The sequence below is a fragment of the Cohnella endophytica genome (genome assembly GCF_003628305.1).
GTDB classification, from domain to species: domain Bacteria; phylum Bacillota; class Bacilli; order Paenibacillales; family Paenibacillaceae; genus Cohnella; species Cohnella endophytica.
This window is the reverse complement of record NZ_RBZM01000006.1, coordinates 174521-188127: the sequence shown is the minus strand read 5'-3', so window position 1 is coordinate 188127 and position 13607 is coordinate 174521. Positions and strand designations below refer to the sequence as shown.

Here is a 13607-nt window from a genome sequence, read left to right as displayed (position 1 = left end):
CAAAACGGTCCATAGACCGTGATGTAACGCGGTTAACTTGCAACGCTTTCGCCTTACTTCTTAAGCCTTTCGCTTAATCGCGAAGCGACTTTTCAGTTGCGGGATAGCGACCGATACGATCAGCAGCCCGCCGAGAATAATGAGCAGCATTTGCGCGGACACGTTCACGAGTCCGAGACCGTAACGCAGGAAGCCGATCAAGAACACCGCGAGAATCGCGCCGATCATCCTTCCTTTGCCGCCCGCCGTGCTGACTCCGCCGAGAACGACCATCGCGATGACTTCGAGCTCGTAGCCGGTTGCGATGTTCGGACGAGTGCTGCCCATCCGGGATGTCAGGAACAAAGCCGTAACCGCGGACATCAATCCCGCCAGCGTGAAGACGATGACCTTGATCCGATCGACCCGTACGCCTGAGAAACGGGCCGCGGTCGGATTGTTGCCGATCGCGTACACTCTTCTGCCGAACGGCGTCTTATGAAGCAGCAAACCGAAAGCGATCGCGAATACCGCGAAGACGATCAGGATGAACGGCAGCGTGCCGACGTAATCCCAGCCAAGGAACTTGAACCAGCTCGGGAATTTACCGACCGACTGATCCTTCAGCAAGATGTAGGCGATTCCCCGGTAGATGGTCATCGTCGCCAGCGTGACGATAACCGCCGAAAGCTCCTTGTATCTGACGATGAGCATACCGTTGATCCAACCGCACAGCGTGCCGACGGCCAGACAGATTATCATCGCCAGGGGCATCGGCACGCCATGGGCGTACAAGTCGCCCATCACGACCGACGACAGTGCGATAATCGAGCCGACGGAAATATCGATGTCGCCCATCATGATGATGAATACCATCGGCAGTACGATGAATGCTTTGTCGAGGAAACCCATCGTGGCGTCGCGAAGATTATCGTATTGGAAGAAATACTCGGACAAGTTGGAGTTCATCACGAACATGGCAACGATCAGGGCGACGAGCAGCCATTCCCACTGGAGGATAAAGCCCTTCGCCTTAAACTCTTTTTTGTTCGTAAGCAGTCTCTGTTCCATGGCTTAGATTTTCCTCCTCATCAGGTTATTGCGGTCGATGCCCCGCTTGACGAGCGCGTTGACCAGAACGGCGATGAGAATGATCGCGCCTTGGATGAACATTTGCCAGAACGCGGACACGTTGATCATCGGCAAAGCGTTGTTCAGAATGCCGAGCAGTATCGAACCAAGCAGAATGCCGGAAATTTTGCCTACGCCGCCCGCGATGCTTACGCCGCCGAGCACGCATGCCGCGATAACGCTGAGCTCGTAACCGGATGCCGTATCCCCTTGCGCGGAAGCGAACTTGGAAACCCACAGTACGCCAGCCAATCCGGCTAAGCCGCCCATGATCGTGTACACGAGCAACAGAATGCGGCCGGTGCGAATGCCGCTCACTTCCGCCGAGTCCGGATTGCTGCCGACCGCGTAAATCCGGCGCCCGGTCCGGGTATGACTGACGAAATAATAAGCGACGATATAGATGACGATAGCGATTAGAATCAAATTGTTAATGCCTAGAAAAGAACCGGTCGCGATCGACTTGAAGCTCGTCGGCATCTGATGGGCGCTAACCCATTTGCCGCCGCTTGCTTCGAACGTAAATCCGCGAAAGACGTTCATGATGCCAAGCGTCGCGATGATCGGCAGAATCTTCACCCAAGAGACGAGGAAGCCGATGACAAGCCCGCATCCGATGCCGATACCGACGCCGATCAATAACGCGGCGACAGGATTCAAGCCAGGGTTATGCTTAACGGTCAACGCTGAGACCATGCCCGCGAACGCGAGCGTCGCGCCGATGGACAGGTCGATTCCTCTCGTAATGATGACGAGCATCATGCCGACGGACAGTATGCTTAGAATCGCCGTATTCGTAGCGATGTCGGTCAAGTTCTCCCAGGTAAGGAAACTCGGGTTACGAAATTGAACGCCCACGGCCAGTATGACGATGAACGCGAGCAATCCGAGTTCTCTGAATTTGGCGATTAAGGCGCTTATCGTACGCCCGGTGCTTGCTTTTCCTTCTGTCGGGCTAGCCGATTGCACGTTCGCGCTCATGCTCCAGTCCCCCTTGCTGCGTGATCTCGCGATCCCGAATCGTCCATAGACGCCTGCAGGATCGCTTCTTGCGTCAAACCGTTACGATCGAGCGTTGCCGTGATCCGGCCTTCGCGCATGACCGCGACCCGATCGCACATGCCGATAATTTCCGGCATCTCCGACGAGACGAGGATAATGCCGTATCCCGCCACGGCGAGATCGCTTATCATCTCGTAGATCGCCGACTTCGCCCCGACGTCGACGCCTTTGGTCGGTTCGTCGAGAATGAGCACATCGAGCTCGGAAGCCAGCAACTTTGCGAATACGACTTTCTGCTGATTGCCTCCCGACAGCGAACTGACGAGATCGAACACGCTTTTCGCTTTGACGCTTACTTTCTCCGCGAGCCGTTTGGCGATCTCAAGTTCTTTGCGCGTATTGATCGCTCCGTTGCGCGTATAGTTCTCAAGCGTCGGCAGCGTAATATTGCGTCCGATTTCCCATTGCAGGACGAGACCTTGCTTCTGGCGATCTTCCGGCAAGTAGCCGATGCCTTGTTGTAGTGCCTCCCGCGGGCCGCGGATCTTTAGTTCCTTGCCCTTGTAGATTACCTTGCCCTTGTCGTACTTCTCGACGCCGACGAGCGTCTGGCACACTTCCGTTCGGCCCGCTCCGACGAGCCCGGTCAAGCCGAGAATCTCGCCACGCCTTAGCGTAAAGCCGATATCTCCGAAGTATCCCGTCTTGCCAAGCCCTTCGACGCGAAGCAGTTCCTCGCCGAGTTGCGCTTCCTTCTTCGGAAATAGCTGCGAGATTTCCCGTCCGACCATCGCCACGATCAGATCGGCATTCGAAATCTCGTCAACGTTCCACGTGCCGATATATTTCGAATCGCGGAATACGGTCACTTTGCTCGCCAGCCGATACATATCTTCGAAGCGGTGGGAAATAAATATGATCGAAGCGCCGTTGTCGCGAAGCCGTTCCGCGATCCGGTATAGTTCTTCGCTCTCGTTCTTCGTAAGCGCCGCAGTCGGCTCGTCCATGATGATGATCTTGGCGTCCACGGACAATGCCTTGGCGATCTCGACGATCTGTTGCTCGGCAACGCTCAGCGCGCCCATCAGCGTCTTCGGGCTGAAGCTCGCGCCGAGCTCCTTCAAGAGCCGCCCCGCTTCCTGATGCATCGCGCTCCACTTGATCCGACCCGTACCGCGTTGCACTTTCTCGTGGCCCATGAATATATTTTCCGTGACGCTAAGGTCAGGATAGTTGGTGACATGTTGGTAGATCGCCGCGATTCCCGCTTTCTGCGCGTCTGTCGGGTGGGTGAACGCCACTTTCTGCCCGTTCAGGTACATCTCGCCTTCCTCGGGGGAATGCACGCCGGTAATGACCTTGATGAAGGTCGATTTTCCCGCGCCGTTCTCTCCCATCAAGGCATGAATCTCGCCGCGCTTCAGCTTGAAATAGACGTCGTCCAGCGCCTTGACTCCGGGGAAAATTTTCGTGATGCCCTTTAATTCGAGCACGAATTCGGATTCCGCCATCGCTCGTTCTCCTCCTTGTCTATTTCTAGGTGTCTGAATCTCATAACCTAACGATACAGGCGATCGGTCGGCGTCCATAGGAGACAGATGTCGGGTTGGGGGGAGAGCCTTCGGATGATGCGGCGGAATTAATGCTGGTTAATAAATCCGTTAAAGCTTGGAAGGAAAAGGGAGTCATCTAGAGAGAGAGAGAGAGAGGGCGATGGAGCAGCGAGTAACAAAAAGTAAGTCGCAGGCAACTCACTCACCCACAACCTCGAATATTGCCAACATTTAGGGGGCCGTGATATATTCAGAGTGCCATTTGTACTAGTTATATGATCTGATAGTCATAGAATCCTATAAAGAGACATATGAAATTCGGAGAAGAATGGAGACGCTGAAAAAGTTGATAAAATGCGCTAGGTGTGGAAATGAATTGAGCGAAGAAAGTGTCTTTTGTAATAAGTGCGGGAATAAGATTGGCGTAAAGCCGAGGGGGGAATTTTTAACTAAGAAAGCAAAATGGTATATCACGACAAGCCTATCCGTAATAGCGATCGTGATTGCCGGCATTTTTTGGATAGACTCAATAAGAGCTACTCCCGTAAAAGTATTTAAGGATGCAATCGGGGATAGCAAGTACGAAGACGCTATTCTTGTTTACAATAAGGAGATCAAAGGCGATTTAGATAAAGAATCCGATATTGAAGCCTTCCTCAACTCGGATATCGAGAAAATAGCAGAAGATTTTGCCGAAGGGAAAATCGATTATCTTTTCGCCAAAAACAGGTTAGAAACCATTAGCAAAACAAATCTATTATCCGCGAAGGTTAGCGAATCCCAAAGGGAAGTAAACAACCTTAACGATTCTAGAATTGCATTTAAAAACGGTAACGAATTTTTGAAGAACGATCGTTTCGCGGACGCCCTGCACGAATTTAAAAAAGTTATCAAAAGCGATTCCAACTACACGAATGCTCAAACATTAATTAGCCAAGCTTCGACAGATTATAAAACGACATTAATCAACGATGCTGAGAAAAAAGCGTCGGAAGAACAATTCGAAGAAGCCCTAATGTCTATTAACGAAGCATTGAGCATTATTCCGGATGACTATGACCTAGTTGCGAAGAAAGCAGTTTACGATAAGAAAAACGAAGAAAAGAAAGCAGTAGAAAGAACAATAAAACTACAAAAAGCGAAAGAGCACCAAGAGGTTGTCGTGGAGAAGGCCGGAATTATTGTCCAAAGCGCGGATTACAAAGCTTTGTATCCTGACATGATACAGGTGATCGTAAAGAACCAGTTCGGAAAAACTGTAAAAAATATGATTGTCGCAAGTTTAGCGTACGATTCCAACGGTCTGCCCTTAAAAATCAAAACTCAATTCAGTTTTTCGAACGCTAATTTTGAATTTGACGGTAACGCGGAAAATGTAAATATCGTCCCGAACGGAACGTTCGGAAAAAATAATGGGTGGTCTCTTGACGAATCGCATGGAATAAAAACAGTGCTTTCTTGCGTAAAAGAAGTGGATTATTATGACGGTACGAAATGGGAAAACGAATATTACGACTACTGGCTAGAAGAATATAAGGAAAAACCTCTGCATTAAGATTTTAGCCGCCTAAATCAGGCGGCTTTATTTTATTCGTCACGCCGACTATAAAAGGAGTCCCTCCTCGGCCTTCGCCGGAGAGGAACTCCTATCTTCACTCACTTCAAGTAAAATACTTCGCGCATCGGTTTGATCGGTTCCGCGTCGGCGAAGTCGAACGAGCCTTCGACCATCTTCGAGGTGATCGCGTTCCAGCGGTTGCAAGCTTCGCTCCCGTCGATGATCCTGAACGCGGCTTCGACGTCATCGCATTCGAAACAATAGAAAAACTGGTTCCCGTTCTGGAAAATCGAATAATTCCGGATGCCCGCCCGCGAATGCTCCGACATGATCTCCGGCCAAGGGGCGAGATGCAGCGCGACGTATTCCTCGAGACATTCTTCTTTGATCTTCCACGTCCATGCGAACTTATTGCTCATTGCCATTCGACGATTCTCCTCCCCCATGCGTTCTCTCCCTGTACTTCGACGGGGTCTGCCCCGTCCATTGCTTGAACAGTTTGCCGAAATATTTGACGTCCTGGTAGCCGACCTTGCCGGACACTTCCTGCAGTTTTAACCTCGGATCGCCCAGAAGCTCCTTCGCGAGCGCCATTCGTTGTCGGGTCACGTAATCGAGAACCGTCTCGCCCGTCTGCAGCTTGAACACTTCGCTGAAGTAGGTCGGATTCATATAGACATGATCGGCGATGCGTTTGATCGTCAGCTCTTGGTCGAGCTGTTCCTTGATCCACGACTTCGCCTGTTCGACCGGCTTCGCGTTGCCGCTTTCGCGGGATTTGCGGATGTAGCCGATGACGTTGTCCGTCGCCTGTTTCACGCACATCCTCAGCTCGTGCAGGTTCGTCGCTCTCGCGACCCGCGACAGCTCGTCTTCGATTGGCGCGGCGTCGGCGATGCCCGGCACGCTTTCCAGGCCGGCCGAGTGGACGAGCACGAGCGCGTTCTGCACCGCCGCCTGCAAATACGAAGGCGAGGTCGCCCGTTCGAGCAGTTCGAACATCGCCTTCGTCTGCTCCTCCGCTTGCTCCGGACTCCCTTGTTCCACCGCCCGCTTCAGTTTCTGGGCGATCGCCGACAGGTCCTTGTCCATGGCCGCGGAACCGGAGCCGAGCTCTGGGGATGGACGATATGTCCGGTTGCCTCCGTTAAGGAAACGGTAGTTCATCAGCGCGATCGCTTGACGTTTCGCCTCCGGCAGCAAGTACAAATCCTCGATCGCATCCCCGTAGGCGACCGACACGGTGAACGGAGTAAACTTCCGGATGGCGGAACGAATGTCGGAAGCGAGCTTGTCGGCCGCTTCTTCCCAATCCGCGCCGCCTTCTAAACCTTCGACCGGAAGATGCAGCAGCAGCCAGAAATCCGACTCTCCGCCGCGCCAGCTCCATCCGCCCCGGCCGTCCGTCGCGAACTCGCCGAGCAGCTCGGCCACGATATTTTCCATCGCGTAATAATACGCCTTCCAGTCGTTCGCTCTGTAGCTGCGCGACTTTACAGGAAGGGTGTCCAGTCGTACGTCGAACAGAAGATACGAACCCTTCGGAAAATCGTCCACCCAGTACCCGAGCGTGCTGGCGTCGATGTCCATAGAAGCGATGTAGCTCAGCGTCTGCGTCTGCTTCGTATGAGCGAGCTTCTTCTCGTCGCGCTCCATCTCGCCCTGCTTATGCTTCTGGTACCGGCCTGTGTCGACGATCTTGCCGATCTCCTCCATCCGCTGGCGGAACTGTTCGCGGTCGACAGGCTTTAGCAAATAATCGACCGCACCCTCGCGAATCGCCGCCTGCAAGTAAGTGAAGTCGTCGTACCCGCTAATGAGCAGCGGATAGAAAGAATATTGTTTCTTAGCTTCCTTGATCAAGGTCAAGCCGTCCATCTCGGGCATCTTGACGTCGGTGATCAGCAGGTCGATATCGCCGTCCGCCGCCGCGAAACAATCGAGTGCTTCCAAGCCGTCTCCGGCGGTCGCGACGACTTCCCACTCCTCTCCGCAGGAGAGCACAAGCCTCTCGATGCCGCGCCGAATGCGGGCTTCGTCGTCTACGATCAACGTTTTAATCGTCTGCATTCGGGAGCTCCTCTCCTCGTGTTTTCGGAATTCGGATAATGACTTCGGTACCTTTGCCGACGATACTGTGCAATTGCAAGCCGTAATCGGTTCCGTGCATCATGACGATGCGCGAATTGACGTTGTTGAGGCCGAAATGGGCGTCGCGTCCTTCGAAAGTGATTTTCTTGAGCGATTGTTCCAGCTCGCTTAGCCTCTCCGGCTCGATGCCCGGACCGTTGTCCCGGATACGCAGCACAATGTCCCGCTTGCCCGATTTCGCGCCGAATTCCTCGCTGACCGCGATATGGATGTCGAGCGCCTTTCGGGTCTCGAGTCCGTATTTGATGGCGTTCTCGACGATCGGCTGCAGAATGAACTTCGGCGTGAAGAACGATTGCAGGTCCTTATCGGTCATTACCTGCACGATCTCGAAATGCACCCGCTCTTCGAAACGGAATTTCTGGATCGTCAAGTAGTCCCTCACGTGCTGTACTTCCTCCGCGATCGTTACCGATTTGGACTGGTTGGAGACGGAGAAGCGCAACATCCGTCCGAGCAGCGTCACCATATCGACGACTTGCTCCGTTTCCCCTTCCTCTACGGCCATGCCGATCGTCTCCAGCGTGTTGTACATGAAATGCGGGTTGATCTGCGACTGAAGCGCGTAGAGCTCGGCTTCCTTCTGCCGGATCTCGATCTGATAGTTTTTGTGAATGAGCTCTCGGATCGTGGCGATCATCGAATTGAAGCTGCGGGCCAGCGTGCCGACTTCGTCCCCGCTCTGCACCTTCAAGTCGACTTGAAGGTCGCCCATCTCGACCGTTTTCATCAGTCCGCTTAGCTTCTTCAGAGGACGAGTCATGTTGTAAGATATGACGACGGCGATCGCGGACGCCGCGATGACGATCGCTATGAACACGAAGATCGTCACATTCCGGATCAAATCAGCCCGTTGCGTCAGATCGTGCAAGGGAATGCTGTGCACGAGCACCCAGCCGATCTTCGTTTCCTGGTTGACGCTGACCAGCTTCGCCGGCTCCCCTTCGACGCTTTTGCGGAAGCTTCCGTTCAGAACGGGGTATAGGTTTTTCTCCCGATCGACCGTGCCGATCAGCGAGCGGTCCGTATGGTATACGATGCGACCGGCGGGATCCATCACCCAAAGATCGGCCCGCTCGTTCGTCTCGAAGTTGCGCACGATGTCGTCGATGAACGACAAATCGACCGCGATGAGCATCGTGCCCAGGCTTTTACGATTGTCGTCGTCGTTGATCGGCTTGCGGATGAACACGTACGGAGTATCCGTATCGAAATGCAGCTTCACGTCCGCAGGCAGCAGAATGCTAGACTTCCCGCTCGGGTCCCGGTTTGGAACGGCGTATTCGCCGATCGTTTGCGTCCAATTCGGTTCTTTGAAGCCGGCTTTGGAACTGTAGAACACCCGGTCGTTCGAGACGACGAACACGCCGAGTACGTCGGCGTTCCTCCCGTTCGTATACGTCCGGGCCAAGTAACTGTTCATGTTGTACTGGTCTTTGTTCAAATCCGACCTTTTCTCGTACGACGTCCGTCTTAAGATGCTTAAAATATTTTCCGAGTTGAACAAAATCTCCGGAAGGGTCGTCAGCTCCTGAATATGCTTTTCGATGTCCGCGTTTGCCTGGTAAAGGAACTTGGGCATGTATTCGCCGATTTGTTCCTCGACGGATCGCGCATACTGGGTGTACGACACGTAGACGAGCAGCGACATTGGAACGACCGTAAGCAGAATATAAGTGACGATCAATTTATATACGAGCGGATAATTGCGGAACTTCAGTCCGCGCCATCTTCTAAAAATCATATTGATCTACGTTATCCGGCGTAAAATCAAGCGGCTCGCCCATAATGACCATGTCCCCGTTCACCCGAATGTTCCCTACGCCTTCGACTTCCTGACCATCGGCCGGCTTTCGGCCGTTCAAATAATCGATCGCGAGCACGATCGTCAAATAGCCGAGCTTCTTCGGACTCCATAGCGTCGCGATCTGCGCGGAGCCGTCGTGCAGGAATGGACGCATCAGGTTCGGATTCGACAGGCCGACTACTTTTACTTTGCCGGCTTTGCCCGCTTCCCGCACCGCTTTGGCCGCTCCAGGAGGGCCCACTGAGGAGTTGCCGAGTATTCCGTCAAGGGACGGATAGTCGGTTAGAAGTTGCTTGGCGACGTCGTATGCCTTCTCTTTGTCGTCGTCGTTCGCCACCGTCGCGACGAGATGGAGGTCCGGGTAATATTCTTTCTGCTGGACGTGAATCCATTTCAGCCATTCGTTCAAGTTTGCCGCGGAAAAAGAACCCGTCATGATCGCATAGTTGCCCTTCTCGCCCATCGCGAGCGCCAGCGTATCGAGCAGATGCCTTCCGAGCACTTCCGGATCGACCATGTTCACGAAAAAGGTTCGGCCCTCCGGTTCCGTATCCGCGTCCCACGTAATCACCTTGATGCCCTGGTTCATCGCCTCGCGCAGCACGGGCACGAGCTTAACCGGATCGTTGGCCGAGATCGCGATGAGATCGACCTTATCCGCGATTAGCTTCTTCAAGCTCTCGATCTGCAGGTCGGCGTCCGCCGTTTTGGAGCCGGCGACGATAACGTCTACGCCGAGACTTCGCCCGGCCTCCTGCGCTCCCTCGACCGCGTACGCGAAATAATCGTTCAGCTCCGTGCCTTTGGGCACGAACGCGATCTTGAATTTCTTTGCCGGTCCGCTCGTCTCGGACGGTTGCGGTTGCGCTTGCCCGGTGGGCTGCCCCTTCTCTTTATCCATCGAGTAGATCAGCTCGTAAGGTTTGGCCGACCGGGCTTGGCAGGAAGTCGCCAGCAAGACGGCCGCGAATAGCATCGCGAGCGCCGCGATCGTCGAGAATATTCGGTACACGCCGACTCCCCCGCTTCATTCTTGTCTGCTTATCTTTCTCCTATCGTAACATAATTCATTTGCATTAATTCGCCGACCTTCGCGAAGAGCGAGCCGTTATGGCCGATCGACATCGCGCAATGATGCGTCGGCGCCTCGGCGAACCAACGGGACATGTAGGAGTCAGGGGGCAGTCGGAATTTTACCGGCGTCTGCGTGTTCCCGATTCTCATGATCGGGCCGTCCGTCGACTCCGCCTCGCTAATGATCAGCTTCAGTTGTCCGTCGCCGGTCTGCGTCACGTTCAGCGTCGTGATCGGTCCGGTCTTCACCTTTGCTTCGACCGAGACTCCTGTTCCCTGCTTTCCATGATAGAGCCCCATGCCCCTTAAGATTGGCTTGCCTTCGGCTATCGCGATGTGGAAAGGACCGTCGTGGCCGAGCAGTATCGTTCCGTCGACGTAATCGACGACGACAATCTCGGAGAAGCTGCCTCCGGTTCCAAGAATATCGCATATTTTCATAGCGACTGCCGTCTTCAGATCGCCTTCGCCGGAGCAAGGAATGCCGCGCGCCGTCAGCAAGGAATGACCCACGATAAAGCCGCCTTGCAGCTTCTCGTACTCGCCGCCCGGAGCGCCGTGATAATAGTAGCTTAACGCATCCAGGTCGAATTCGCGAACAAGCCTTTCTTGAGCCACCGCGACGCGGCACGACCACTCCAGCTGTTCCTCGCTCGGCTTCCTCGCGATCGGGTCCGAAGGCGAATCTCCGCTGATCTGGAACATTTCATGAACGGTTTCCAGCTTTTGTTTCACTTGTTCCGGAGTGACGTCCTTCAACATCCGATCCAGATCGCACATCTCCAGCACCTCGACGTGCAGTCCGGTTTGCGCTTGAATCATCGTAAAATCGCTGTACATGTCGAGCATCCCGCTATACGTATTTCCGAGGAACCCGAAACGGCTATGCTTCAGCGCGCGAGGGACGGAAGCCGCCCGAACCCATTCCTCGATCTCGCGCCAAGCTTTTATCGCCTCGGGCTTGAGGTTAGTCGTTTCATTCGTGAGGGAAATGGCGGGCGTATAGTCGAGACCGAGCATCCCGTTCACGACGCGGAAAGGAATGCGGGCGCGGTTGAACACGTTCGCGAATTCCGGAACCGGGCACGCTCCGCAATGCGCGAGCCATTCTCCGGTCGTCGATTCGTCGTAATTGATTCGGTCGGTAGGTTGGAGGTTGAGGAAAACGACCGGCGCTTGGCACAGCTGATGCACGGGCAATACGGTAGAACTCGTCGTATACGTGGCCACGTGGCAGAACACCAGATCGACGTTGTTGCCGTTCAACCATTCGCCGGCCCGCCGGCCTTCGCTCTCCGTATCGACTAATCCATAATTGTAGACCTCCCCCCATTGGGACATCCGGGTTTCAATGAATTTGCCGTATTCGATTAATCGTTCTCTAAGCCCCGGGAATTGCTCCCAGTAGGCACGCAGCCCGACGCTGTAAAGGCCGATACGCGCTTTGCGGGCTGGTTTGATTGGAGTATGGAGCGACATGTTTACCACCTCGTATTTGTATGGAATAATGGTTCTATAACAAGATTGTAAATGCTTTCATCTCTGAAAACATCCAATGATCTTGGGCAAAAATCATAGTATCTTGGGGTGGCATCATCTCGCATGAGAGAGTATCTGGAGAAAGCTTCCTACGACTGGTCCGAGGATTCCGTGCGCGTCATGGCGACGCCCTCCGCGTTCGCCAAAGCTTCACTGTATTACGTACAGGAGACCGGGTTCTTCCGCACGCTGCCTTCTTATTTCACCGAGCGAGTCAATCTTGACTCTTATTTGATTCTGTATACGCTCGGCGGAACGGGAAGCTTGGTTTACGGAGATCGAACTTACACGCTGCGACCCGGACAGCTTTTCTATATCGATTGCCGAAAATATCAGTATTATCGGACCGACAGCGACGATCTATGGGAGATGTTGTGGATTCATTTCGACGGGAGCTCCTCGCGCGCTTATTACGACAGGTTCGCGACGGCTGGCAACCCGGTCGTTGCGCTGCCTGGCGGGTCAAGAGTGCCGGATCTTCTTCGCGAGCTCGTCGAGATCCACCGGCACAAAACGATCCAAACCGAGCTCGCGGGTTCCCGGTTAATCGTCGACCTGCTTACCGAGCTTCTGCTAACGGGTCAATATCGGGAATCGTCCGATGTCGGTATGCCTTCGTTCGTGCGCGACGTAATGAACCACTACGATCGGCGTTACTCCGAGAGACTATCCTTGGAAGCCGTCGCGGCCGCTTACGCGATCGACAAGTATCACCTATCCAAAGAGTTCAAACGGCACACGGGTTTCTCCCCTAACGAATACTTGATCAATGTCCGAATCACGCGGGCCAAGGAAAGACTTCGCTTCACCGACATGCCGGTATCCGAGATCGCCGCCGACGTCGGAATCGACAACGTCAGCCACTTCATCAACCTATTCCGCGACCGCGAAACGCATACGCCGCTTGCCTATCGCAAGCTCTGGCAGCAGGGCAGGGATTGAGAGGCGGAGAACGCTGGGCGGGATGGTTGCTAGAATCGAAGTCTCTGGGAGTGCCACAACCTACTCGCCGGGGAGTCTGGTAGTTGCTTGGAAGAGCCGTAGTTGGAGTTAGTCAAACTATTTGGCTGCTGGGAGTTACTTGGGAGAGCCCGTAGTTGGAGTTAGTCAAACTATTTGGCTGCTGGGAGTTGCTGTGGAGCGCTGTAGTTTGAGTTGGTCAAACTAGTTTACTGCTGGGAGTTACTGGGGAGCGCTGTAGTTGGAGTTAGTCAAACTAATTATCTGCTGGTAGTTGCTTGGAAGAGCCGTAGTTGGAGTTAGTCAAACTATTTGGCTGTTGGGAGTTACTGGGGAGCATCGTAGTTGGAGTTAGTCAAACTATTTAGCTGCTGGGAGTTACTTGGGAGAGCTGTAGTTGGAGTTGGTCAAACTAATTATCTGCTGGGAGTTACTGGGGAGCACGTAGTTGGAGTTAATCAAACTAATTATCTGCCGGGAGTTACTGGGGAGCGCCGTAGTTGGAGTTAGTCAAACTAATTATCTGCTAGGAGTTACTGGGGAGCGCTGTAGTTTTAGTTGGTCAAACTATTCATTTGCTGGGAGTTGCTGGGGAGCATCGTAGTTGGAGTTAGTCAAACTAGTTTACTGCTGGGAGTTACCGGGGAGCGCTGTAGTTGGAGTTAGTCAAACTAATTATCTGCTGGGAGTTGCTTGGGAGTGCTGTAGTTGGAGTTAGTCAAACTATTTGGCTTCTGGGAGTTACTGGGGAGCGCTGTAGTTGGAGTTGGTCAAACTAATTATCTGCAGGGAGTTACTGGGGAGCGCTGTAGTTTGAGTTGGTCAAACTATTGGGCTGCTGGGAGTTGCTGGG

Annotated in this window: 10 protein-coding genes; 2 read left to right on the top strand and 8 right to left on the bottom strand. The window is 53.6% G+C overall.

Annotated elements, in window-relative coordinates:
* Window positions 1–60: 60 nt before the first annotated feature.
* Genes D7Z26_RS14725 through D7Z26_RS14715 form a run of 3 tightly spaced genes read right to left on the bottom strand, consistent with a single transcriptional unit; the run spans window position 61 to window position 3623 of the window.
* Window positions 61–1050: an ABC transporter permease gene (locus D7Z26_RS14725; RefSeq protein WP_120977737.1), complete on the bottom strand. Its 990-nt coding sequence runs from the start codon at window positions 1048–1050 to the stop codon at window positions 61–63.
* Between the two features lie 3 nt (window positions 1051–1053).
* Window positions 1054–2091, bottom strand: a complete 1038-nt coding sequence (locus D7Z26_RS14720; RefSeq protein ID WP_120977736.1) for an ABC transporter permease — start codon at window positions 2089–2091, stop codon at window positions 1054–1056.
* Window positions 2088–3623, bottom strand: coding sequence for a sugar ABC transporter ATP-binding protein (locus D7Z26_RS14715; RefSeq protein WP_120977735.1), 1536 nt, complete (start codon window positions 3621–3623; stop codon window positions 2088–2090). The genes D7Z26_RS14720 and D7Z26_RS14715 overlap by 4 nt, the downstream gene beginning before the upstream one ends.
* Window positions 3624–3993: 370 nt before the next feature.
* On the opposite strand from D7Z26_RS14715, the gene D7Z26_RS14710 reads away from it, so the two are divergent.
* Entirely contained in the window at window positions 3994–5220 is a 1227-nt protein-coding gene (locus D7Z26_RS14710; protein WP_407643521.1) for a DUF5780 domain-containing protein, read from the top strand.
* A 101-nt stretch (window positions 5221–5321) separates the two neighbouring features.
* Here D7Z26_RS14710 and D7Z26_RS14705 read toward each other — a convergent pair whose 3' ends face one another.
* From D7Z26_RS14705 to D7Z26_RS14685, 5 genes are read right to left on the bottom strand one after another with little or no spacing between them, the layout of a single operon-like run.
* On the bottom strand, window positions 5322–5648 hold the full coding sequence (locus tag D7Z26_RS14705) for an L-rhamnose mutarotase (protein WP_120977975.1): 327 nt from the start codon (window positions 5646–5648) through the stop codon (window positions 5322–5324).
* Window positions 5632–7293 carry a response regulator transcription factor gene (locus D7Z26_RS14700; protein ID WP_120977734.1) on the bottom strand — a complete coding sequence of 554 codons (1662 nt, stop codon included), beginning with the start codon at window positions 7291–7293 and terminating at the stop codon, window positions 5632–5634. The genes D7Z26_RS14705 and D7Z26_RS14700 overlap by 17 nt, the downstream gene beginning before the upstream one ends.
* The gene (locus D7Z26_RS14695; RefSeq protein ID WP_120977733.1) at window positions 7280–9118 is read right to left on the bottom strand and encodes a cache domain-containing sensor histidine kinase; all 1839 of its coding nucleotides are present in this window, start codon (window positions 9116–9118) and stop codon (window positions 7280–7282) included. The genes D7Z26_RS14700 and D7Z26_RS14695 overlap by 14 nt, the downstream gene beginning before the upstream one ends.
* Complete coding sequence (locus tag D7Z26_RS14690) at window positions 9108–10193, bottom strand: autoinducer 2 ABC transporter substrate-binding protein (protein ID WP_233566920.1); 1086 nt, start codon at window positions 10191–10193, stop codon at window positions 9108–9110. Before D7Z26_RS14690 ends, D7Z26_RS14695 begins: the two co-directional genes overlap by 11 nt.
* Before the next feature lie 29 nt (window positions 10194–10222).
* On the bottom strand, window positions 10223–11734 hold the full coding sequence (locus D7Z26_RS14685) for an L-fucose/L-arabinose isomerase family protein (protein WP_120977732.1): 1512 nt from the start codon (window positions 11732–11734) through the stop codon (window positions 10223–10225).
* 123 nt (window positions 11735–11857) lie between these two features.
* On the opposite strand from D7Z26_RS14685, the gene D7Z26_RS14680 reads away from it, so the two are divergent.
* Complete coding sequence (locus tag D7Z26_RS14680) at window positions 11858–12736, top strand: helix-turn-helix transcriptional regulator (protein ID WP_120977731.1); 879 nt, start codon at window positions 11858–11860, stop codon at window positions 12734–12736.
* Window positions 12737–13607 lie beyond the last annotated feature (871 nt).